Genomic DNA, 22,789 nt, shown 5'->3' with positions numbered 1-22,789 from the left:
TTTAACCGTTTCTTTTTGATTTTACAATAGTATAGTGAAAATTTCAGAAAAAATAACGCTAGTAACCTTATTAATTCAATGAATTTTTGAAAAGAGAAGAACTTTTCCTGAACTTTTCAAGATTAATATCTTATTAAATGGTCAAAAAGAAGCTTTTCTGATAAACTGTTTTTGATGGTTCCTGAGAAAGGATGAAAAATATGACACCAAATCGAGAAGATTATTTAAAACTTATCTTCGAATTAGGCGGAGATGAAAATAAAATCAACAATAAACATATTGTTTCCGGCTTAAATGTATCAGCTGCCTCTGTCAGTGAAATGATTTCCAAGCTTGTAAAAGAAGGTTTGGTTCATCACTCACCTTATCAGGGTGTACAGCTGACAGAGCTTGGTCTGACAAAAGCCAGCACTCTCATTCGAAAACATCGTTTGTGGGAGGTTTTTCTGGTTGAACACCTAAATTATTCATGGAACGAAGTCCATGATGATGCTGAAGTTTTAGAACACGTGACTTCAAAAACTTTGGCTGATCGCTTATCTGATTACTTGAATCATCCAAAATTTTGTCCTCATGGAGGCGTAATTCCTGAAGCAGGTCAGCCGGTACATGAAGCGAAGCATCAGACACTCACTGATTATCCTGTGGGCACCCATATCCAAATTGCCCGGGTTCTTGATGAAAAAGAGCTGTTGGACTATTTAGTCTCTATCAATTTAAATATCCACGAAGAATATAGGATTGACGAAATTGCAGCATACGAAGGTCCAATCACTATTAGTAATTCAGACAAAACGCTGGTTGTCAGCTATAAAGCAGCCAGTACAATTTTTGTTGATCCATTATAGAAAGGGAGGAACATAATGAACGAGAATGTCGCACTGTTTACAATATTTGGAGGGACGGGAGATCTTGCCAAAAGAAAGCTGTACCCTTCTCTTTTTCGACTCTATAAAAAAGGAAATCTTGGTGAACATTTTGCAGTTATTGGTACCGCCCGCCGAGAATGGTCTGATGAATATTACCGGGACATCGTTCGGGAAACAATCGAAGCTCTAGAGCCAACAAAAGAAGAAGCAGATGCTTTCGCCAGTCATTTTTATTACCAATCACACAATGTGAACGATACAGAGCATTATGATACATTGAAGCGTTTATCCGATGAACTGGATCAGAAATATCAGCTGGAAGGCAACCGTATCTATTATTTAGCAATGGCGCCGCAGTTTTTCGGAACAATCGTCAAACATCTGAAATCACAAAAAATCTTAACCGAAAACGGCTTTGACCGTCTAATTATTGAGAAGCCTTTTGGTACAGATTATGGAACTGCCTATAAATTAAACGAAGAAATTCGTGCGGTCTTTCCTGAAAAAGATATTTTTCGGATTGACCACTATCTCGGCAAAGAAATGATTCAAAATATTTCCGCTATCCGCTTTGCCAATAATATTTTTGAAGCGCAGTGGAACAACCGCTATATTGATAATGTTCAAATTACTTTTGCAGAAAGCTTGGGTGTGGAAGACCGCGGCGGCTATTATGAAGACAGCGGTGCTCTGAAGGATATGGTTCAAAACCATATTTTACAAGTCCTTGCGCTACTTGCAATGGAACCTCCCGTTACCTTTTCCGAAGCAGAAATACGTGCTGAAAAGGTTAAAGCTCTGAAAGCAATCCGACTTTATAATGAAGAAGAGGCTTTAAAAAACTTTGTCCGCGGGCAATATGGACCTGGCAGCCTTGACGATCAGGACTTTGCCGGCTATCGGGAAGAACCGAATGTTGGAGAAGCCTCTCAGACTGAAACCTTCGCAGCTGGAAAATTCTATATTGATAACTTCCGTTGGTCTGGCGTTCCTTTCTACATTCGGACTGGAAAACGACTGACTGAAAAGGGTACCCGCATAAACATTGTCTTCAAGCAAGTACCTATTAATGTGTTTAAGGATGATATTGAACACTGCGAAGAAAAGAACGACCTACCACCAAATGTTTTAACAATTTATATTCAGCCAACCGAAGGCTTCTCAATGACGCTAAATGGAAAGGAAATCGGCCAAGGATTCAAAACTGATCCAGTTAAGCTTGATTTTCGTCATAGCGCTGAGGTAACCGGCAATAGCCCTGAAGCATATGAGAAACTTTTATTAGACGGTTTAAATGGAGATGGAACGAATTTTTCACATTGGGATGAAGTAGCACAGTCATGGAAGATTGTGGATATAATTCGCCAAGCTTGGGATAAAACAGCTGTTGACTTCCCAAATTATTCAGCTGGAACAATGGGACCAAAATCAGCCTTTGACCTATTGAAAGCGGACGGCTTCCAATGGATTTGGGAACCGGATATCTGGTATCGCGAGCGTGGAAAATTAGAGTAAGTAAATAACACGGGGATGGGACAGAATGATGTGCGCCCTTAAAGCTGTTTTCCTATTCAACTTTTGCTTCAACTGCAAATTGTACTAGCGATACAAAAAACTAAATAAGAGTAAAGAACTTGAAATAAAAAACAGAGAATTTCTGATTTTATTTCAAGTTCTATTTTTTAGTTTTTAGACACGTCCTAATAAACTAAGTATTGGAAAAATATCTGTGGTATTTGCCAAACAATGAACAATAATTCCCAGCTTCAAGGAATGTTTCTTTGAAACGGTATAATAGAGCGGCAGCAGACCGATAATCCGGGTAATAATCAGCCATGGGGACCAGAAATGATAGCAGGCAAACAGTACAGTGTTTAAGACTATACCTCGATTTCCCAGCCATTTCATCCTATTCAGAAGAAATCCTCTAAAATAAAACTCTTCAATTATTGGATACAATACTGCAAAAACAAAGATATAAACAAACAGTACAGCAATAATTACTGGTTTTGAGTAACCTGTCAATGATTGATTCAATTGAAATTCAGCTGGCATAAAATTGAAAATGGTATCTAGAAGCAAAATGCTTAAGGGTTTAAAGATAGTGAAGCAAATTCCCAAAAACATAAATAATCCTACTCCGTAGACTATCAGTTTTTTATTTCGTTTCTCCGTGCGAAAGCCCATAATCTTAAGAAAATTCCAGCTGCCAGTCTCTTTTTTAGACTGATAGCAAAGGTATCCTCCTTCCCATCCGATAATTCCAATAATACCAGCAGTCGCAAGTATAAACACATTGGGCATTCCTCTTAAAAGACCTGAGCGAATCAGCAGTAGCTGACACAGAACTGTCAGAAGTCCTGGAAAAAGATGCAGGAAAATTAAGTGTCCAATATTTTTTAGTTGTTGATTATCATTCATTTTTATCCTCTCCAATCTTATAATTCAACCTTAAACTATGGGACAGTCCTAAGGTCAAGAAAATTTTTTAAGAATGGTAAGGAACGTATATTTCTAAATAAGATTTAGTTTTATTGTTTTCATTTGCCAGAAGCAAGAGTCCAATAATTGCTTTCCCAATAGGTCGTAAGCCATTATCTGCCATATACTTCTGCGTCTTACTAAAAATCTGAGCCATCACATCCAACTGTTCTCCTCCATCTTCGATAATTGTGTACACACAATCGTTAAAAGAAAGAACATCCACTGTATCTGTGTGCTCAGCAAGCTTCGTAATCAGCATTTGAGAGTCGGTTACACCTGTATCATCAAAGGAAAGAAAACGCTTTAGCTGTGTAAGCTTTGCTCTTTCCTCAGCCACTTCACGAACAATTGAAAATTCTTCATAGGCACGAAAATCAGAAAATGTTCCAACTATTTTCTGAGCTGGAAATTTTTTAATCGAATAGCGATGTAAGTGCTGCTTTATATCCACCAGCTTTTGCTGGATTTTTTCAATCTGCCTTTGTGAGGCTCTTAAGTTCTCAATTTCAGCTGCTAATTTCTTTTGCTTTTCTTCTAAGATAAATCCAAGCTCCTCTAAGTCTGTTTGACTATTAATTTGTGTAATTGTCTTAAAATCAAGATCGAGAGAACGATAGAAATCAATTGCCAGAATTTTATCAATATCTTCCGATGTGTATTCCCGATAAAGATTTTTCCGATTTTGAGATGGAACAAATACTTTTTTCTTCTCATAATAACGCAGCTGATCCTTTGAAATTCCAAGAAAAGCAGCTACTTGTCCGATAGAGTAGATTCCGATCACTTCCTTTTTATAAAAAAAGAACTGTGCCATTAGTCACATGACTATGTCACAGTTCCTTAAATTTGAACAAACACTTTTTTGAAAGAGTATTTCAACCATTACGCTTTTACTCTAAATTAGTCACCATTATTTGTAGCTATACGCTACAAGTAAAGATTCTCTCTCAGTAGACTTAAGCTTGTAATTATCCTTCAAAACCTTCTGCAACAGCTTCTTCATAGTTTTCTTCTACAATTTTGGCACAACGTCCGCACAGTGTCGGTAGTTTTTCATCTGTACCAACATCTGTTCTAACAGACCGGCAGCGTTCACAGGTTTCTCCTGCTGCTGCTTCCACAGCCACACGCATATCGTCAAAGACAACAGCAGTTTCAGGAGCTACAGCTGTAGCTTCCGCAATTTCAAACTCAGAAACAATCAGCAGCTGTGCTACATTTGCATCTACCGCTGTCAGAAGCTGACGTACCTGTTCATTCGGATAAACCGTTACCTTGGCTTCTAATGATTTACCAATCAGCTTAGAATTTCGTGCTTCTTCCAAAGCTTTCAGAACTTCATCTCTAAAGTCCATAAAGGCAGCCCAGACATCCATCAATTCATCTTGATTAGAAAATTCTTCGTAGCCAGGGAATTCAGCTAATTGCACATACTCTTCCTCTTCTTTTAAGAAGCTCCAGATTTCTTCCGAGGTATGAGGGATGATTGGCGTTAATAATTTAGTCAGCGCAACAGCTGTTTGATAGAAAACAGTCTGCATACAACGTCGTTGATAATCATTTTCCGCTTCAATGTAAACAACATCTTTGGCAAAGTCTAAATAGAACGCAGATAGATCAACTGTTAGGAAATTCATAACAGAACGGTAGATTTGCATAAAGTTGTATTTTTCATAACCTTTTTCACGGATTTCTTTGATTACCTGATTTAAGCGAACCGTCATATATTTATCTACTGAACGAAGATCTTCAAAAGAAACACTATGTTCAGCTGGATCAAAATCACTGGTATTAGCTAGCAGAAAGCGCATAGTATTACGAATTTTACGATAAACTTCTGAAACCTGATTTAAGATATCCATTGACACCCGCACATCTGATTCAGTATCTACACTGCTCACCCAAAGACGCAGAATATCTGCACCCATCTGCTTGATTACTTTCTCAGGTAAAATTGTATTGCCAAGAGATTTACTCATCTTGCGTCCTTCACCATCTAGGGTAAATCCTTGAGAAAGAACGGCTTTATAAGGTGCAACACCATTAATTGCTACACTTGTTGTAATACTTGAATTAAACCAGCCACGGTACTGATCCGAGCCTTCAAGATACATATCTGCCGGGAAGCTTAGCTCTGGGCGCTGACGCAATACAGCCTCATGAGATGAACCAGAATCAAACCAAACATCCATAATATCTGTTTCTTTGGTAAAGGTTCCATTTGGGGAGCCTTCATGAGTAAAGCCTTCTGGAAGTAAATCTGCTGCTTCTTTTTCATACCAAATATTTGAACCGTGCTCAGCAAACAAATTAGCTACGTGTTCAATCGTTTCTGGTGTAATAATTGCTTCTCCGTTTTCAGCATAAAAGATTGGAAGCGGAACACCCCAAGCACGCTGACGGGAGATAACCCAATCACCACGATCACGAATCATATTATAAAGACGTGTTTTCCCCCATGGAATAATCCAGTCTACTTTTTCAACTTCATCAAGAATGTCCTGACGGAATTTATCGATTGAAGCAAACCATTGCGGAGTAGCTCTGTAAATAACTGGTTTTTTAGTACGCCAATCATGAGGATAGCTATGAGTGAAGAAGTCCAGCTTCAATAATGCATCCTTCTCGTCTAGCAGTGCTGTAATCATCGGATTTGCTTTATCATAAAAAACTCCTTCAAATCCTGGTGCTTCTTCTGTAAATACACCGCGGCTGTCAACAGGTGATAAAACATCAAGATTATATTTTTTACTGACAATATAGTCATCTTCACCATGCCCTGGTGCAGTATGAACTAAACCTGTACCAGCTTCCAATGTAACGTGGTCGCCTAGCATAACCAATGAAGTACGGTCATAAAATGGATGCTGAGCAGTCATATATTCCATGTCTTTTCCATCAATAGTATCAACAATTTCAATTTCATCCCAGCCGATAGCTTCTTTCACTTGCTCTACTAAATCTTTAGCTACGACATATTTTTTTCCATAGGCTTTAACTACAGCGTATTTATAATCCGCGTTTACAGAAATACCCAGATTTGCAGGCAACGTCCATGGAGTTGTCGTCCAGATGACTAATGAAGTATCTGTATCAAGCAGGCCTTTTCCATCTACAATTTTAAATGCTACATAAATTGAAGCAGATTTAACATCTTTGTATTCAATTTCGGCTTCCGCTAAGGATGATTCGCTGGACGGAGACCAATAAATTGGCTTCAAGCCCTTATAAATATAGCCTTTTTCTGCCATCTTTCCAAACACACGGATTTCTGCTGCTTCATAGGTAGGCTCTAATGTGATATAAGGATGATCCCAGTCGCCGCCAATTCCAAGACGCTTAAAATCAGCCCGTTGTGTATCTACCTGTGAACGTGCATATTCTTCACATTTTTTCCGATATTCTGCTAAAGACATTTCTTTTCTTTTAATTCCTTTATTAGTCAGAACTTGTTCAATCGGCAAACCATGTGTGTCCCATCCGGGAACATATGGAGAACGGTAACCAGACATTGATTTAGAACGAACAATGATGTCCTTGCTGATTTTATTTAACGCATGACCCAGATGAATATTTCCATTTGCATACGGTGGTCCATCATGAAGAATAAATGTTGGTTTTCCCTCGTTCAGTTGTTGTCTTTTTTCATAAATTTCTTTTTCTTCCCAATCCTTCTGCCAATCAACTTCTCTGTTTGGCAAATTGCCGCGCATTGGAAAAGCTGTTTTTCCAAGCTGTAAGGTATCTTTCATTTTCATCTTTACTTCCTCACTTTCAAATGTATTACTGCTGTCTATATGTAAAAATTTATCTCTTTAGGGCGTATCTGAAAGCTTCAATCAAATCTGGAGCTTTCAGATACGTCCTAGTAAGAAGTATAAAATTTTATAAATGACTTCAATTATCGGTTCACTACTCAATCGTTTAGGTAACAGCTGCTAAGGCTAGCCTAGCAGAATGAAAACAATAACTTTTTTATAACCGCCTACTGCTGTTCATCATCAACTCACTTCGTTCATTGTGATTCTTACAGAGGTTACTACGCTCCAATCGTCGCCTACTGCTGTTCATCATCAATTCACTTCGTTCATTGTGATTCACAGCAAAAAGCACCTTCATCCCAAGGGACGAAAGTGCTCGCGTTACCACCCAAATTTAGAACTGTCTCTTATGACAAAAACTTAAAACAGTTCCCTCTGTTGATTGGTAACGGAATCAGCCGTCAAGCTTTACTGTATATTCAAACTTGAAAACAAATAGAGGATCTTTCCGGCAACAGGGTCTGCTAATCTTGCACTGTCATTAGCTCGCTGTAAAGATTGTGTACCAGCTTTTCTGTTCTATTTTTATTCGTTCAATTATTCGTCTATAGATGGTGTACTATTCAGAAAATCCATTGAACCTGCTAACTGCTCATTCAACTTCTTTGCATCTTCCAGAGATTCAATATGTGTGTTCACTTCCGGCATAGCTGCGCCAGTAGACCCAACAGCTTCCTCTTGAGGTTCCTCAGTTAATTCTTTAGATAACACTTCCTGAATTACTGAGTGGCTATCACTAACATAGCTTGAGAATGGCTTCAATAATTCATTCCATTCTTCACTCTTAACTTGCTCTAATTGAGATTCCAGCATTAAGGTTAAGCGCTGATGGAATACTCTGGATTTTTTCTTCAAGTCGTCAGTTTCAGCAGCAAGCTGTCTTGCTCGATCTGTTGCTTCAGTTAAAATTTCTGATGCTTTATCTTCCGCAGCAGTAATCAGCGCATTGGAACGTCGCTCTGCATTCACAACCATTTCATTTGCTGTATTTTCAGCAGATGTAACAATGACTTCTGATTCTTTTGTAGCGCTGGATTTTACTTTATCAGCCGTATCCTGGGCTACAATGATCGACTGGTTCAAGGCATCTTTAAGTTCATTGAAATACTGCAGTTTTTCCTCTGCATGCTTCAGTGATTTTTCCAATTCACGGACTTTTTGCAGAGAATCTTCATAATCCTTAGTGACTTGATCTAAAAAATCATCAACTTCATCTTGATTATACCCTCTCATTTTAGTTGAGAAAACTTTATTTTGAATATCTAACGGGGTTAACGCCATGATTCTTCACCTCATCCATTTATTTTCGTAGTACTCCCAATAACAAACGATATTTATCTTTTTTAGTTTTTCCCTCTAACTCCTGTATCTGTATTCTACCAAATCCTCTTACAGATATAATATCCAACAACTCTAAAGGAAAATCCGGCCGCAAATTTTCAGACCAGTTGATTTTGACCTTTCCAGATTCTATCAGCTGTTTCGAACGCTGTCTTGAAATATTATACACTGTAGAAATCAAATTATCCAGACGCAAAGAGCTGACTGTTGTTTTCTCAGTCATCCATTCGTCCTTTGGAGTAATGATTTCCGTATAATTTTTTTCTTCTAAACGTACAGCTATTTTCCCGATTTTTTCAATCTGTGCAGTGACAAAATTCATCATCTCATCTGCAATGAATAGTTGCCATCTTTCTCCATCAGAAATAATATCACCAAAATACTCACGTTTAATCCCCGTACTCACTAGTGTACCTAATATTTTTCCATGAGATAATGACGCAAATTTCGTTGGATAAACAATTTCAAATAGATTGATTTTAAAATCTTCTGTCGCTGGCTCATAGTACTCTGGAAAAATCAAACATCTTTTCCTTTCAGCCTGCTCATATCCGCCATAAAAACGAAAAGATAAATCACTGTCTTGACGAATCAAGGTCTCCAAAATATATGCTTGCCTTGGATCTAAAAATTCTGTCAGATAAGGCGCATATTGATCTTCTACTCTCTCAAGCCAATCCCCTACTGAATCAATAAAAGGATGCTCATCTTTTCGGAAATGCTGATACACATTTTCATTCACAAGATAAACCACCCTTCTCGATTAACGTATAAGAGACCAAACCAGCATATTCAAACCGCCGCTGGCTAAATTTAAAACAATAATAGCAATCATAATATTGAAACTAATCATCCCAATATTCAGATTTAACCGATCAAACAAACTTAGATATGGTTCACATATCCTAGAAAGCAACCGCCCCAAAAAGGAATCATACGCTCCCGGAAACCATGAAAGTAATGCATAAATAACAAGTAAACCGGAGTAGATTTGAACTCCCTTATTAATGTAATATAAAATCTGAACAATCGCGATAATAATGATTACCTCCTACACTAAAAATCAAACATCTGCTTTTTAGCTAATGACTGTGCAGTCGCACTGTCTATTTCCATATTTGATGGTGTACACAAGAAAATTTCGTCTCCCACACGCTGAATGTCGCCATCCAAAGCATAGACTGTTCCCGTAAGGAAATCAACAATTCTTCTTGCCTGACTCTCTTCAATTAAATGGAAATTAATTAGCACAGCTTCATCTACAATAATATGTTTCGCAATATTCATTGCCTCAGAATAAACTCTAGGCTCAATAATCGATATTTTTACAGATCTTCCAGACTGACCAAACTCCTGTTGGGCAGCTGAGGTATTAGAATTGTGCATGGAGACAACTTTCTTCTGATTAACAGATCTTGTCTGATGACTATCATTATTATTCAGATTCTGATGTTTTTCCGTTGAACGATAACGAGCTGACGGTTTTTCCCTCAAAGGTTCAGCCGCAGACTCATAAGACTGCTTCCGAATCGTTTGCTGTTGAGGAACCGCCTGTTGCTGTCTTACTTGCTGCTGTCTTACCTGTTGCTGTCTTGGTTGTTCATTAACAGCCTCTTGTTCCAGATAATTGTCATAAGTATCATATTCATCTTCACCAGACAATCCGAAAAAATTTGATAAAGCATTCTTATTAAAAATTGACATAGATTCCCCTCCTTTACGCACCTCTAAATAATCCTCTGCCAACACGTACAAATGTTGCACCTTCTTCTACTGCAATGGGATAATCATCTGTCATTCCCATGCTTAAATCAGTACAAGGTGCATGTGCTAATTGCAACTTTTGTATCACAACCTGCAAGTCCTTCAACTCTGAGAATATCTCTCTAAGCTTCTGTTCTTCAGCATTCAAAGGTGCCATGGTCATTAAACCAATGACCCGAATTTTATCCATTTCATGTAACTTAGAGATAAAATCCGCTGCTTCTTCTTTTTTTATTCCATGTTTGCTCTCTTCTCCAGAGACATTTATTTCTACAAAACAGGAAATGGTTTTACTCGCTCGTTTTTGTATTTCTTCCGCTAGGCTTAGACTGTCGAGGGCGTGAAAATAATCGACGTTGTCAATTATCAATTTTACCTTTCTCCGCTGTAAATTACCAATCAAATGCCACTTTAAAGACGAAAATTTTTCTAAAGCAGCTTTTTTCTCCAATAATTTATCTACACGGTTTTCAGCAAAATCCATCACGCCCAATTCAGCCAGCGCTTCTGCGGTTTTAATATCAACAGATTTTGTTACAGCAACCAGCGTTACCTCTGATGCTGGACGTGAGACAGTTTCACATGCCTGCTCGATAGTTTTTTTTACTTCATTTATATTATCAATCAGCATGTTCAAAAAATCCCCTTATCTTTTTCTGCGGAAGAATGGCGGTGTATTCAACTCGTCATCACCTTGTCCAGATTCTTCACGATGGAATGTTTCAAAGTCTTTTTTCTCTACATGTTCAATTGTTGTCTCTTCAACTTTTGGACGCGTGTTTTGTTCACGACGGATATCCCAGTCGCCAAACGCACTTGCTTCTTCCTGCTGTTGCTGAGGCTGAGAACCACGCGCCTTTTCCATATCAAGAACAGGTGCCTGCTGTACAGACTGAATTTGATTATTTGTATTGTTGTTTCTCATTGTCCGCTGAGGACGTTTTTCTTTTTTAGAAGGGTCGATTCCTGTAGCAATCACTGTTACACGGATTTCATCGCCTAAGTCTTCATTGATAGATGTTCCTAAAATGATATTAACATCTCCTGTAGCAGCAGATGTTACAATGTCAGATGCATCCTGTGCTTCAAACAATGTCATATCAAGCCCGCCTGTAATGTTCAGCAGTACTTGCTCTGCGCCATCAATAGAAGTTTCTAGTAGTGGAGAAGAAATAGCTTTCTTCGTTGCTTCAATCACACGGTCTTCACCGCTGGCTACACCGATTCCCATCAAAGCAGTTCCTTGATTTTCCATTACAGTCTTCACATCCGCAAAGTCCAAGTTTACATAGCCTGGTGCTGTAATTAAATCGGAAATACCTTGTACACCTTGGCGCAGTACATTGTCTGCTTCACGGAAGGCTTCAAGCATTGGTGTCTTTTTATCAACAACTTCTAGTAAACGGTTGTTGGAAATAATCAGCAGCGTATCCACATTTTCTTTTAGTAAAGCGATACCTTCTGCTGCAAAGCGACCTCTTTTAGGACCCTCAAAGCTAAACGGGCGAGTAACTACGCCAACTGTAAGCGCACCTAGTTCCTTAGCAATTCTTGCAACAACTGGTGCAGCACCTGTACCAGTTCCGCCGCCCATACCTGCAGTAATGAAAATCATGTCAGCACCCTGAAGTGAATCAGAGATTATTTGTTCACTTTCTTCTGCTGCTTTTTGTCCAACTTCAGGTTGAGAACCTGCACCCAACCCTCTAGTATATTTAGGTCCAAGCTGGATAACTGTTTCAGCTTTTGAGCTTTTCAATGCTTGGACATCTGTATTGGCTGCAATAAATTCTACGCCCTTGACATTTTCTTCAATCATACGGTTGACAGCATTGCCGCCGCCGCCACCGACACCGATGACTTTAATGACAGCGCCATTATTGATGTTATTATCTAAAGAAAATTCCATATTATCGTATCCTCCTGTTTTAGTGATTAATCAAAGATATTTGAAAAGAAATCTTTGATTTTTCCAGTTACTTTTTCGTTTGATTCATGTGTTTCATGTTCATCATAATTCATTTCCATTTGTTCGTCCGGATAACTGTCATAGCTTGCTTCCGGCTGCTGTACACTGATTGTAGAAACAGAAGATGTTGATTTGTTTCCTGGAATAGCCCCTTTAGCAATATGGTAAATTTCAGGCAGCTGAGCACTATATTCAACAATACTAATTACATTTGTAAATACAGGATTTCTCAGACCCATGTGATTTGGAACATAGAGCTTCACATTTACGCCAAAAATATCTTGTGCTAAATCTACAACGCCCGGCAGACTAGCGCCGCCGCCGGTAAGAATAATACCTCCCGGTAATTCCAATGCATCGATTTCATCCAGAACTTCTTTTGATTTCTTAAAGATTTGTTCTACTCTTGCCTCGATAACTTCAGAAAGATAGCGTTCATCCACTTTCACAGGTTCAGATTTCCCAATAACATCCACTGGGAATTCTTCGCTGACGGATGTTCTTTCAGGGAAAGCATCCCCATAATTAATCTTCAGCGCTTCTGCGTTATTGAATGATGTATTCAGTACGATGGAGATATCTTTAGTTACAAATTCTCCGCCTTCCTGATTTACATGATTAAACTTGAGCTGTTTATCGTGCATTACTGCTGTAGTAGTCTGACCGCCGCCCATATCAATGACAATCGTTCCAAACTCTTTCTCTCCATCCGATAGAATAGTTTCAGTCAGAGCCAGAGGTAGGATAACCATTTCATTTATGGCTAAACCTGCCTTTTCTACACACTTTCTTGTGTTGTGAATGATTGTTTTAGGTCCAGTAAATACCACACCAATCATTTCCAGACGCACACCAATCATACCACGCGGATCTTTAATTCCTTCAAATCCATCTACAGTAAATTCCTGAGGCAGTATTGCAACGATTTGACGTTCCGGAGGAGTTGAACGAACCAAAGCTGCCGATGCGACATTTCTTACATCTTCGTCATTGATTTCTTTTGACTCACTACTTACAGCTATCATTCCTTGGCAGTTTTCTACTTCCAACATATTAGCTGGCAAACCTACGTTCACACTTTTGATCTGAATCCCTGCTTTTTCTTCAGCCTGTCTTACTGCACGCTGAATTGCACTCACAGTTTTATCAATATCAACAATGATCCCTCTGTTTAATCCATCTGATTTTGCGTTTCCCACGCCAATTATATTCATTTGACCTTCGATAAATTCAGCCACTACAACTTTAACTGATGTTGTGCCAATATCAAGGCCTACATACATTCCAGTTTTTGCCATGAATGGGGTTCCTCCTCCTAATTAATCCAATATGTAAGCGAACCTGTAAAGCTCGTTTATCTATTTTTTTATCAATACTCACTTCTTTCAATTCTACCATAAATATAGGCTTTTTAGAAAGAAGATTCTATTTTTTTTCATGTTTATTTTTTTAATAACCTTCTAAAGGTATTTCAGAGTCTTCAACTGTACTTTCGGTTGTTTGATTCGTCTTGTTTTCATTGCCGTGCGGATAAGAGAAAATGCCCACTTCCATATCAATAACACCAGGTTCTTCCATCTGACTTGCAACCTGTGTATAGTATTTCATTTTTTCAGTCAACTGAGAGATATTAACAATTACTTCATTATTATCCTTCATATAAATTCTGACTAATTCTTTGTTTGAGTCTGACGGCGCATATTTAATCTCAGATATAGCTTCCTTCAGCTCATTCGGTAATTGATTATACGATTCCATCAGCTCTCTTATCAGCGCTTCATCTGAGAAATTCTCGAATACCGGCATACCGCTCACTGGGCTTTCCAGCTTATCAGGAAGGACCTTACCATTCTCCAGAATCGGATGATAGCTGCCCCCCAATGATTCTAAAGCCATTACCTCGTATTCCTCAATACTAATTTTAAAAGAATTAATCCCATTTAAAGTTACTGATGCACGCTTCACACGTGGCAGCGTTTTTTCAATATTCTTCTCGTTAACAGAACGGTTCCAGTACTGCTCCCATAAGGACTCACCCTGTACCAGCTTTGAGTCTGCCAGAATATCTTCTGTTTTAGTATCCTTATTTCCAGTCACTGAGACAGACGACAGCTTACTTAACGGAGAAATAAAATAAACCAGAATCAAAATAGCAGCGGCAGCAATAGAAATAATGAGCGTTAGCCGGCGAATCAGCCGTGTATTTCTCACCTTCTTAACATTGGGCAGACGGTCTGCAAAAGATTCATAAGAAGGCGTCGATTCTTCCGGCTCAACAGATTCAGTCGAGACTTCTTCTTCCACTTTCTCTTCTGTTTCATTTTGTTCTTCTATCTCTTCCTCTTCGGAAGGCTTTCTATTCTCAGGATGCCAGACTGGCGATTCTCCCTGACTCTTCATATACTCCAGGTTTTCTCTCTGCCAAGGCGTCAGCTCTTCTTCCGTTTGCGGAGGTACTGAATCATTATTCTTTTCGTCTTCCTTACTAATCTTTTACACCTCCTGTCATTGGACAAGCTCTTTTACTACATCATAAAGGCGTTTTCCAGCATCTGGAATTCCTTCTTTTTGAGAAGCTTCCGCCATTTTTTTATGAACGGATTCGTCCAGCAATATGCGGTCAACTGCTGCAACCAATGTCGCGCCAGTCAATTCCTCATCACGAATCATTTTGGCCGCACCAGCCTTAACCAGGCTTTGCGCGTTCTTTGTTTGATGATCATTCGTAACATACGGACTGGGAATCAGAATAGCAGGAAGCCCTAATGCAGTTATTTCAGCGATTGAGGTTGCGCCTGCTCTACCTACAATCAGCTGGATATTCCCCATAACCTCTGCCATTTTATCAATATATGGCTGGATACTCACATTTTTCAGCTTTCTTTTAGAAAGATTTAACTTTTCTTGAAGCTCTTCGTAATAACGATCTCCTGATGCATACAATACCTGATAATTTTTTTCTTCAAAAAAAGGTAAAGCCTCTACAAAAGCCTGATTAATTTTTAAAGCTCCGCGGCTTCCACCAAAAATAACAACTGTCGGCTTATTCGGAGATAGTCCATATTCTGTTAAGACATCTGAGCGTTTCGTGTCAGCAACCTCCTGAGCACGAGGGTTTCCTGTCAGGACCACCTTATCACTCGGAAAGTAGTCTGCCACATCGGGAAAACAAATAGCTACCTTTGAGGCAAAACGGCTTAAAAACTTATTCGTCACTCCTGGAACACTGTTCTGTTCATGAACAATCGTAGGTATTTTCAGCTGCTTAGCGGCTGCAACCACCGAACCAGAAACATAACCACCGGTTCCAATTACTATATCTGGCTGAAAAGAACGGATGATTTTCTTGGCTTTCCCTATACTCGATAGAAAAAGATACACAGTTTTAAAATTTTGTGGACTCAAGGAACGACGAAACCCCTGAATTTTAATTGTATTAAAGGGAATTCCATATGGCGGTACGATTTTACTTTCCAGTCCGTTATCAGTTCCAACATACATAAATTCAGCAGTTGGTTCCACTTCCTGGACATATTTAATAAACGCCAGTGCTGGATAGATATGACCGCCTGTTCCTCCACCTGTTACTAAAATCTTCATCGCTCTTCTCACTTTTCTATTTGTTTTAGCTGTTGAAAGGCCTGCATAAACTTATCTCCGCGAATTTCAAAGTTTGGGTACTGATCCCAGCTCGCACACGCAGGCGACAGTAAAATAGTATCATTTTTTTCTGAAAAATCATAGGCTTCTTTAACCGCAGTTTCAACATTCTCTGTCAATTTGATCTTGCCAACACCAGCCTGTACAGCAGCCTGATATAATTTATCCTTGGTTTCTCCAAATAAAACCATCCCTTTCAGTCCAACAAGTGAAGGAATCAATTCATCAAATTCATTGCCTCGATCCAATCCTCCGGCCAAAAGAATCAATTGTTCATTTTCAAATCCGCTTAGCGCTTTTTCAGTCGCTAAAATATTCGTCGCCTTAGAATCATTATAAAATTTTCTTCCATGAAGCTCACCAACATACTGTGTTCGATGGGGAACGCCGGTAAAGCTCTTTAAGGTTGCTCTGACTGCTTCATTCGTAACCTTTTTCAGCTTAGCTACAGCAATGGCAGCTAAAGCATTTTCTATGTTATGACTTCCCGGAACACCTAATTCAGCAGCCTTCATAACAGCTTCATCTTTGTAGTATAAAACGCCGTCTAAACAATAGGCTCCATCAACTTTGGCTTCTACTGAAAATGGAATAACCGTTGCTTTCGTCGTCTCACTCATTCTGCGCAGTTCTTCCTGATCCCAGTTTAGAATCAGATATTCAGTGGCTGTCATATTTTTTTGAAGCTGCCATTTCGCTTTAACATATTCCTCACGTGAGCCATGATAATCTAAATGCGCTTCATATAAATTAGTAATTACTGCGATTTCCGGCTTAAATGAATCAATTCCCATTAACTGAAAACTGGAGAGCTCCATGACCAGTTCATCTGCCTTGTCCGCTTCCTGTGCTACTTGACTAGCTGGAAATCCGATATTACCGGCCAAACGAGCTGTTCCTGTTTCACGATCAGCATTCAACAGCAGTCCAATCATCGTGGTCGTCGTTGTTTTTCCATTCGTACCAGTAATCCCAATTATCGGGCACTCGGCAATCTGATAGGCTAGCTCCACTTCGGTAAGCACGGGCAGTCCTTTTTCAACAGCTCGTTCAACTAAAGTATTGTTGTAAGGGATACCGGGATTCTTGACTACCATGTAAAAATCTTCATCCATCAGCTCGATAGGATGTCCTCCTGTAACAACACGAATACCCAAGCTTAATAAATCTTGGGCATCAGGGTTTTGATCAAATTGTTCAAAATCATTTACAGTAACCAGCGCACCTAACTCATGCAGCAGTTTTGCCGCACTAACTCCACTTTTTGCCAAACCAAGAACTAAAATTTTCTTATTTTCGTATGTCGTAATTTTTTTCATCATTTTTCCCCTTCACTAGAACAAAATCCAAAGTGTGAGTGCTGACCCAATCAAACCAACTAACCAAAAAATAATATCGATCTTCCACTCAGACCAGCCGCACATCTCGAAATGATGATGAATCGGGGACATCTTGAAGATTCGCTTACCAAATACTTTAAAAGAAAAAACTTGCAGCATCACGCTTGCTGTTTCACAAACATAAACAAAACCAATCAGCAGAAGCGTCCATTCCTGTCTGAGTATAATTGAAATAGCCGCCAATAATCCGCCCAAAGCTAAAGAGCCTACATCGCCCATAAATATCTTAGCCGGCTTTTTATTATAAGGAAAGAATCCCAGCAAACCACCGATTACACTTAAACAAACAATTACAACATCGAATTGCTGTTGTTTCCAGGCGATAATCGCATAGGTTCCAAAAGAAATCGTTCCTAACCCAGAAACAAGACCATCAATTCCATCCGTCAAGTTCACTGCATTTGAAAAACCTACTAACCAAAAAATAATGAATACACCGTACAACACGCCCAAGGGCAGTTCTACGACTTCAAATAAATTGATAATATCTGGTAGTCCTTCCATTCGGTAAACCAAATAAAAGACAATCCCACCTAAAATTTGACCAATCAGTTTTTGACGAGAGTTTAATCCCATATTACGTTTCTTAAAGATTTTGATAAAATCATCTAAAAATCCAAGCAAGCCATATAATACTAAAATGAAGAGCATAACGAACACAGATGCTGTCAGCTGCTGCAGCCACAATCCGGTCAATAAAGCTGTAACAAAGGCTGCTACTAGAAAAACTACACCGCCCATAGTTGGTGTTCCGGTTTTGACGTTGTGCCAGGTCGGACCTTCTTCACGAGTCACTTGCCCTTGCTTTTTCATCTGGAAATACCCAATGAACATTGGCATGGCGGAAACCGTCAATGCAAAACTAACTGCTATGGGAATAAAAATCTGTGTCCACTCCATATTATCTCTCCTAATTCACTTCAACTTCATAATTAATTTCCAGCAGCAGCTGCTGCGTCTGTTACGTTTGTTGCGTCTACTGTATTTCCTTCTGCATCTGCTGCTTTGATTTCCATTGCCAGCTTCATCAAAGGATTAGCAATTTCAGCCATAGCTGTTTTAACATAATGCTGAGGTCTTCTCATCGTTACATACAAGATATATTCAGGGCTTTCTGCCGGTACCATCTCCACAACAGAATACGTATAATCTGTGTCGCCTTCCATATATCCGCTTTCCCCTGTAATCTGAGCTGTTCCTGTTTTAGCAGCTACGTGATAGTCCGGTACCGTATATACATCGTAGGCAATTCCGTAAGTTGGATCTTCAACCGTATCTACCATGTATGTCCGCACATCATTTACTGCCTGTGCACTCACTGGTGTTCCAACTTCTTCTCTTTGTGTTATTGTTTCTTCTCCGGTGTCCGGATTTACTATTTTACTAATGTATTGAGGTTTAAGCATTGTTCCATCATTTGCAAACGCAGAATAGCCCTGCATCATTTGAAAATTTGTTACGGAAACAGCTTGTCCGAATGAAGACATTGCCTGATCGACAATATTATCCCCTGGAATAGTTCCTTCTGATTCATTTTCTAATCCAGAATTAGTCGTTTTGCCAAATCCAAAATTTGTCAAGTACTGCTTCCAAGTTTCTCCGCCCATCATTTCTTCCAGTCGAAGCATTCCTACGTTACTGGACCATGAAATGGCTTGACGAAATGTCAGCGTTCCTTTTTCACCCTTATCCCAGTCATTAACCACAACTCCACGGTCAGGATCAAGATCCACACCACCGTACGGATAAACAAACGTTGCATTTGGATCGAATACTCCTTGCTGAATTGCAGCAGCTGCTGTAAATATTTTCATTGTTGAGCCTGGTTCAAAAGCATCCTCTACTAAAATATTCCGCCAGACAGAGTCACCACCCAAACCTTCTTTTGTTGCTGGATCAAATGACGGCCGCTGAGCCATCGCAACAATATTTCCGGTTTTTGCTTCCATCAGCATAGCCGTCATATTTTCCGGTTCATATTTTTCTACTACCGGATTAAGCAGATCTTCAAGCCGCGTCTGTAACCTGATATCTAATGTTGTATAGATATCTTTTCCTTCTTCAGCTTCAGCATCTTCTATTACAGAACCAGGAATTGGATTACCGTTGACATCTTTTTGATACTCAATTTTTCCGTCTTTCCCGCTAAGCAGTTTGTTATAAGATTTTTCCAGCCCCATTTTCCCAACCAAGCCTGTTGATTCATCATCAGGATCTGCTAAATCTGTATATCCGATAAAGTGGGAAGAAAAGACACCATTTGGATAAATTCGTGCCGGATGGTCTTCAAAATAAACACCTTCTATTTTACGTGCTTCTAAATCACTCTCAATATTCTGACGTGTCTCCAGAGAAAGGTCCTTGCCGTTTGTACCAAATTCCACCTGGAACTGCACTGTACCATCGTCTTTTGTTCCATTGTTCAAATATTTCAAAGCCTCTTCTTTACTCAGGTTCGTATACTTGTCCAAAACCTCGGCAATCGCATCATAATCTTTTCTTTGAGCATAGAGTTTTTTATTATCCTGACCTAAAAAGTCTTCCGACAGGACAACATAAAGAGAATAAGACGTGGCATCTTCTGCAATGACCTGTCCGTTCTTATCTAAAATAGACCCGCGTTTAGCTTTTATCACTTTGCTGCCAGTATATAAGGCTTCAGTCTTTTCTTTAAGAGAAACACCTGCCACTTTTCCTGCACCAATGATATAGGTCAATCTAACAGCAAACAAAAAGAACAACCCAATACTTGTAGCAAATAAAATAATGCCTACTTTTTTACGATTGTTCATTGGATTTAAATTTTTTTTCTGAATAAACGCTTTTATTCTTTTTCTTTTACTCATAATCAGTTCACTTTCCTTAAGTTTCCATCATTTTCTGAAAGACCTTGCTCTTCAGCAATTTTCTTGATTCTTTCTGCTTTGGAAAGCTCATTTCTTTCCTGTTCCAGCTTCAGGGCCTTTTCTTCTTTTTCTGTGATTTCAGCTTGAGCATCAGTGATTTCATTAGTTGTCTGAACAATTGCCGTTCTCACTTGAATCGTCAGTACAGCCATACTGATAGCTGCGGCTAATAATACAACACTTAAGAATTTTTCAAACAACGAAACGTTGCGTAAACGCTTCTTTGGAGAATAGGGTAGAGCACTTGGCGTCTGAGTTTTTTTTACAGGACTTTCTGTTTCAATGACAGCTTCGTCAATTACAGGTAAGTCATAAGATGTTTCTTGGTATTTTTTCAACTCAGCCATGCTGCGCTCTCCTTTCCATCTATCAATTATCAAATTCAGGTTCCGGTAAAAGAATCTCATTCTTTTACTGCTCTATGAACAAATACCTGAACTTTTTCTTCTATTATATAAAGTACAATTTCTCATCATTAAGAATAAGACAATCAATTAGATTCTTTGATTTTTTCAGCTATTCTCAGCTTTGCACTGCGGGAACGGTTATTTTCTTCCAGCTCCTGCGCACTCGGCAATAGCGGTTTCCTGTTTATCACCTTAAGTTCGGGTTGAAACTCTTCTGGAATCACCGGTAATCCTGGTGGCAAATCCTTCACCGAACTATACTCTCTAAAAATCGTTTTAACAATCCGATCTTCCAGTGAATGGAAAGTAATTACACTAATTCTTCCACCCTTATCCAAAAGAGCAATCGCCTGTTCTAATGATTCTTCGATTACACTTAGCTCGTCATTTACAGCAATGCGTACTGCCTGAAAAATTCTCTTAGCAGGATGTCCGCCGCTGCGTCTGGCTGGAGCCGGAATCGCTGTTTTAATAATATCCACCAATTCGCCTGTTGTTTCTATTGGCTGTTTTTCTCGAACACGCTCGATTTCCCGAGCAATCTGTTTCGAAAATTTTTCTTCTCCATAACGAAAGAAAATCTTTATTAGTTCTTGGTAGGAATAGTCATTTACTACATGGTAGGCACTAACTGCTGCCGACTGATCCATCCGCATATCCAGCGGTGCATCTTTATGATAGCTGAATCCTCGTTCCGCCTCATCCAGCTGCGGGGAAGAAACACCTAAATCATATAGAACTCCATCGACACGAGTAACCCCATAATCAGCTAGTCTTTCCTGTAAATAACGGAAATTAGACTTAACAAATGTTACCATACCTTTATCTACATATTCTTTCAATCGTTCGGCTGCGTGATCCAAGGCTTTTTGATCCTGATCAAAAGCATACAGATGTCCGGTTTCATCCAACTGTGCCAAAAGATATTCACTATGCCCAGCACCGCCAAGGGTACAATCTACATATATGCCATTCTTTTTCACAGCTAATCCGTCTACTGTTTCCTTTAACATCACAGTATAATGCTGAAACTCCACCATCTATTGCTCCTCATCCTTAAAAACCAAAATCAATCATCGTTTCTGCGATTTCATCAAAATTCTCTTCAGCTTCTGTAGAAAATGCTGTCCAGCGTTCCTCATCCCAAATTTCAATCCGATTGGAAACGCCAATAATGACACAGCCCTTCTTCAAATCAGCATGAGTTCTCAAAGCAGCAGGGATATTAATTCTCCCCTGCTTATCTACCTCACACTCAGTAGCTGCTGAATAAAAAAAGCGGACGAAAGTACGGGCATCTTTCTTTGCTAACGGCATGCTTTTAAGCTTTTCTTCTAATATTTCCCATTCTGATAATGGATAACCAAACAGACAACCGTCCATTCCTCTCGTCACAATGAATGTTTCTCCTAGCTCATCGCGAAGTTTGGCTGGTACAATCAGTCTTCCTTTGGCGTCAATATTATGTTGAAATTCACCGATCAACATAGCTGATTTTCCCCACTTTTCCACTTGATAGAAACAGTCTACCACATTCTCCCACTTTCTACCACTTAAAACCAGAAAAGTTTCTCTAATTAATTGTTATTTAAAAAGTTTGTAATATTTAAATTTTCGAAGGAAAACGCCATCATACTCTATAGGATAAGCTTTATCCAGTTTTTATCATTTAAAATAGATAATGTCCAAGATTGGCTAAAATCATCAGCACATAAACAACTAAGATTAATAAGAAGTTCAATCGCCAAAACATCTTGAAAAAGCGTCCATAAATCAGTTCCCCATAGTAATATGCTTGAAATACTGCCACGCAAATTCCCAACAGTAAAATCGAAATCAGCATATACGGGATAATCGACTGCCCATAGGTATCCTTGGACAGCACATGAAGCCCAATCAACAGAAATGGAATGGCAATATCCGGCGCCTTGATTTTATAAGTTTCTGCAAGCGAAAGTCGTGAAATGAGATAATTCACTGCAAACAATACAGCGACAGGAAAAACATACCAAAGAAGCATAACAATTGAAAAAGAGACCATTCCAAACAATTCCTTTCTAACACTTAATTTAACTATACTTTATTTAGTTTACATACATGTTTCATTTCCTTTAAAAATTCATGCCTAAATAATACTATTTTACAGGTCCTTACGTTACTGCACAAGA

General features: G+C 39.0%; 21 protein-coding genes. 2 read left to right on the top strand and 19 right to left on the bottom strand.

Features of this window, described 5'->3' with window-relative positions:
- Nucleotides 1-200: 200 nt before the first annotated feature.
- Both efaR and zwf read left to right on the top strand, forming a co-directional pair.
- A complete protein-coding gene (gene efaR, locus AC1Z3K_RS04550; RefSeq protein ID WP_426080895.1) occupies nucleotides 201-848 on the top strand; it encodes a transcriptional regulator EfaR in 648 nt (215 codons plus the stop codon).
- Between the two features lie 15 nt (nucleotides 849-863).
- A complete protein-coding gene (gene zwf, locus AC1Z3K_RS04545) occupies nucleotides 864-2,384 on the top strand; it encodes a glucose-6-phosphate dehydrogenase (RefSeq protein ID WP_461731979.1) in 1,521 nt (506 codons plus the stop codon).
- Between the two features lie 174 nt (nucleotides 2,385-2,558).
- Here the strand turns inward: zwf and AC1Z3K_RS04540 are convergent, their stop codons facing one another.
- The 19 genes from AC1Z3K_RS04540 to AC1Z3K_RS04450 form a co-directional block, all read right to left on the bottom strand.
- A complete protein-coding gene (locus tag AC1Z3K_RS04540; protein ID WP_461731978.1) occupies nucleotides 2,559-3,290 on the bottom strand; it encodes a CPBP family intramembrane glutamic endopeptidase in 732 nt (243 codons plus the stop codon).
- Between the two features lie 67 nt (nucleotides 3,291-3,357).
- Complete coding sequence (locus AC1Z3K_RS04535) at nucleotides 3,358-4,137, bottom strand: MerR family transcriptional regulator (RefSeq protein WP_461731977.1); 780 nt, start codon at nucleotides 4,135-4,137, stop codon at nucleotides 3,358-3,360.
- A gap of 184 nt (nucleotides 4,138-4,321) precedes the next feature.
- Entirely contained in the window at nucleotides 4,322-7,111 is a 2,790-nt protein-coding gene (ileS, locus tag AC1Z3K_RS04530; RefSeq protein ID WP_426080899.1) for an isoleucine--tRNA ligase, read from the bottom strand.
- 600 nt (nucleotides 7,112-7,711) lie between these two features.
- Nucleotides 7,712-8,455, bottom strand: coding sequence for a DivIVA domain-containing protein (locus AC1Z3K_RS04525; RefSeq protein ID WP_426080900.1), 744 nt, complete (start codon nucleotides 8,453-8,455; stop codon nucleotides 7,712-7,714).
- Nucleotides 8,456-8,474: 19 nt separating this feature from the next.
- Complete coding sequence (locus AC1Z3K_RS04520) at nucleotides 8,475-9,257, bottom strand: YlmH family RNA-binding protein (protein WP_426080901.1); 783 nt, start codon at nucleotides 9,255-9,257, stop codon at nucleotides 8,475-8,477.
- Nucleotides 9,258-9,278: 21 nt separating this feature from the next.
- Entirely contained in the window at nucleotides 9,279-9,551 is a 273-nt protein-coding gene (locus tag AC1Z3K_RS04515; protein WP_426081152.1) for a YggT family protein, read from the bottom strand.
- Nucleotides 9,552-9,571: 20 nt separating this feature from the next.
- Nucleotides 9,572-10,219: a cell division protein SepF gene (locus AC1Z3K_RS04510; protein ID WP_426080902.1), complete on the bottom strand. Its 648-nt coding sequence runs from the start codon at nucleotides 10,217-10,219 to the stop codon at nucleotides 9,572-9,574.
- Between the two features lie 13 nt (nucleotides 10,220-10,232).
- Entirely contained in the window at nucleotides 10,233-10,910 is a 678-nt protein-coding gene (locus AC1Z3K_RS04505) for a YggS family pyridoxal phosphate-dependent enzyme (protein ID WP_426080904.1), read from the bottom strand.
- A 15-nt stretch (nucleotides 10,911-10,925) separates the two neighbouring features.
- Nucleotides 10,926-12,188, bottom strand: a complete 1,263-nt coding sequence (gene ftsZ / locus AC1Z3K_RS04500) for a cell division protein FtsZ (protein ID WP_426080905.1) — start codon at nucleotides 12,186-12,188, stop codon at nucleotides 10,926-10,928.
- Between the two features lie 26 nt (nucleotides 12,189-12,214).
- Complete coding sequence (gene ftsA / locus AC1Z3K_RS04495; RefSeq protein WP_426080906.1) at nucleotides 12,215-13,546, bottom strand: cell division protein FtsA; 1,332 nt, start codon at nucleotides 13,544-13,546, stop codon at nucleotides 12,215-12,217.
- Nucleotides 13,547-13,697: 151 nt separating this feature from the next.
- Nucleotides 13,698-14,648, bottom strand: coding sequence for a cell division protein FtsQ/DivIB (locus AC1Z3K_RS04490; RefSeq protein WP_461731976.1), 951 nt, complete (start codon nucleotides 14,646-14,648; stop codon nucleotides 13,698-13,700).
- Between the two features lie 105 nt (nucleotides 14,649-14,753).
- Nucleotides 14,754-15,848 (bottom strand): undecaprenyldiphospho-muramoylpentapeptide beta-N-acetylglucosaminyltransferase, encoded by a 1,095-nt coding sequence (gene murG, locus AC1Z3K_RS04485; RefSeq protein WP_426080908.1) that lies wholly within the window; start codon nucleotides 15,846-15,848, stop codon nucleotides 14,754-14,756.
- A gap of 8 nt (nucleotides 15,849-15,856) precedes the next feature.
- Entirely contained in the window at nucleotides 15,857-17,227 is a 1,371-nt protein-coding gene (gene murD, locus AC1Z3K_RS04480; RefSeq protein ID WP_461732065.1) for a UDP-N-acetylmuramoyl-L-alanine--D-glutamate ligase, read from the bottom strand.
- Nucleotides 17,228-17,242: 15 nt separating this feature from the next.
- A complete protein-coding gene (mraY, locus tag AC1Z3K_RS04475) occupies nucleotides 17,243-18,208 on the bottom strand; it encodes a phospho-N-acetylmuramoyl-pentapeptide-transferase (protein WP_461731975.1) in 966 nt (321 codons plus the stop codon).
- A 32-nt stretch (nucleotides 18,209-18,240) separates the two neighbouring features.
- A complete protein-coding gene (locus tag AC1Z3K_RS04470) occupies nucleotides 18,241-20,154 on the bottom strand; it encodes a peptidoglycan D,D-transpeptidase FtsI family protein (protein ID WP_461731974.1) in 1,914 nt (637 codons plus the stop codon).
- Between the two features lie 2 nt (nucleotides 20,155-20,156).
- Nucleotides 20,157-20,561, bottom strand: a complete 405-nt coding sequence (gene ftsL / locus AC1Z3K_RS04465; RefSeq protein WP_426080911.1) for a cell division protein FtsL — start codon at nucleotides 20,559-20,561, stop codon at nucleotides 20,157-20,159.
- 143 nt (nucleotides 20,562-20,704) lie between these two features.
- The gene (gene rsmH / locus AC1Z3K_RS04460; protein ID WP_426080912.1) at nucleotides 20,705-21,661 is read right to left on the bottom strand and encodes a 16S rRNA (cytosine(1402)-N(4))-methyltransferase RsmH; all 957 of its coding nucleotides are present in this window, start codon (nucleotides 21,659-21,661) and stop codon (nucleotides 20,705-20,707) included.
- 16 nt (nucleotides 21,662-21,677) lie between these two features.
- Nucleotides 21,678-22,109 carry a division/cell wall cluster transcriptional repressor MraZ gene (mraZ, locus tag AC1Z3K_RS04455; RefSeq protein WP_426080913.1) on the bottom strand — a complete coding sequence of 144 codons (432 nt, stop codon included), beginning with the start codon at nucleotides 22,107-22,109 and terminating at the stop codon, nucleotides 21,678-21,680.
- Nucleotides 22,110-22,290: 181 nt separating this feature from the next.
- Nucleotides 22,291-22,662, bottom strand: a complete 372-nt coding sequence (locus tag AC1Z3K_RS04450; protein WP_426080914.1) for a DUF3397 domain-containing protein — start codon at nucleotides 22,660-22,662, stop codon at nucleotides 22,291-22,293.
- Between the last annotated feature and the right edge of the window lie 127 nt (nucleotides 22,663-22,789).

Source organism: Enterococcus sp. LJL128, assembly GCF_056924295.1.
This window is presented reverse-complemented; position numbering and strand designations above follow the sequence as displayed.

Bases quoted from the DNA above. Each gene is read 5' to 3' on its own strand.
- AC1Z3K_RS04510 (WP_426080902.1), bottom strand. From the start codon at position 10,219: ATGTCAATTTTTAATAAGAATGCTTTATCAAATTTTTTCGGATTGTCT.
- ftsL (WP_426080911.1), bottom strand. From the start codon at position 20,561: ATGGCTGAGTTGAAAAAATACCAAGAAACATCTTATGACTTACCTGTA.
- mraZ (WP_426080913.1), bottom strand. From the start codon at position 22,109: ATGTTGATCGGTGAATTTCAACATAATATTGACGCCAAAGGAAGACTG.
- mraY (WP_461731975.1), bottom strand. From the start codon at position 18,208: ATGGAGTGGACACAGATTTTTATTCCCATAGCAGTTAGTTTTGCATTG.
- ftsA (WP_426080906.1), bottom strand. From the start codon at position 13,546: ATGGCAAAAACTGGAATGTATGTAGGCCTTGATATTGGCACAACATCA.
- AC1Z3K_RS04505 (WP_426080904.1), bottom strand. From the start codon at position 10,910: ATGCTGATTGATAATATAAATGAAGTAAAAAAAACTATCGAGCAGGCA.
- efaR (WP_426080895.1), top strand. From the start codon at position 201: ATGACACCAAATCGAGAAGATTATTTAAAACTTATCTTCGAATTAGGC.
- AC1Z3K_RS04470 (WP_461731974.1), bottom strand. From the start codon at position 20,154: ATGAGTAAAAGAAAAAGAATAAAAGCGTTTATTCAGAAAAAAAATTTA.
- murD (WP_461732065.1), bottom strand. From the start codon at position 17,227: ATGAAAAAAATTACGACATACGAAAATAAGAAAATTTTAGTTCTTGGT.
- murG (WP_426080908.1), bottom strand. From the start codon at position 15,848: ATGAAGATTTTAGTAACAGGTGGAGGAACAGGCGGTCATATCTATCCA.
- ileS (WP_426080899.1), bottom strand. From the start codon at position 7,111: ATGAAAATGAAAGATACCTTACAGCTTGGAAAAACAGCTTTTCCAATG.
- AC1Z3K_RS04525 (WP_426080900.1), bottom strand. From the start codon at position 8,455: ATGGCGTTAACCCCGTTAGATATTCAAAATAAAGTTTTCTCAACTAAA.
- AC1Z3K_RS04540 (WP_461731978.1), bottom strand. From the start codon at position 3,290: ATGAATGATAATCAACAACTAAAAAATATTGGACACTTAATTTTCCTG.
- rsmH (WP_426080912.1), bottom strand. From the start codon at position 21,661: ATGGTGGAGTTTCAGCATTATACTGTGATGTTAAAGGAAACAGTAGAC.
- AC1Z3K_RS04450 (WP_426080914.1), bottom strand. From the start codon at position 22,662: ATGGTCTCTTTTTCAATTGTTATGCTTCTTTGGTATGTTTTTCCTGTC.
- ftsZ (WP_426080905.1), bottom strand. From the start codon at position 12,188: ATGGAATTTTCTTTAGATAATAACATCAATAATGGCGCTGTCATTAAA.
- AC1Z3K_RS04490 (WP_461731976.1), bottom strand. From the start codon at position 14,648: ATGAAGAGTCAGGGAGAATCGCCAGTCTGGCATCCTGAGAATAGAAAG.
- zwf (WP_461731979.1), top strand. From the start codon at position 864: ATGAACGAGAATGTCGCACTGTTTACAATATTTGGAGGGACGGGAGAT.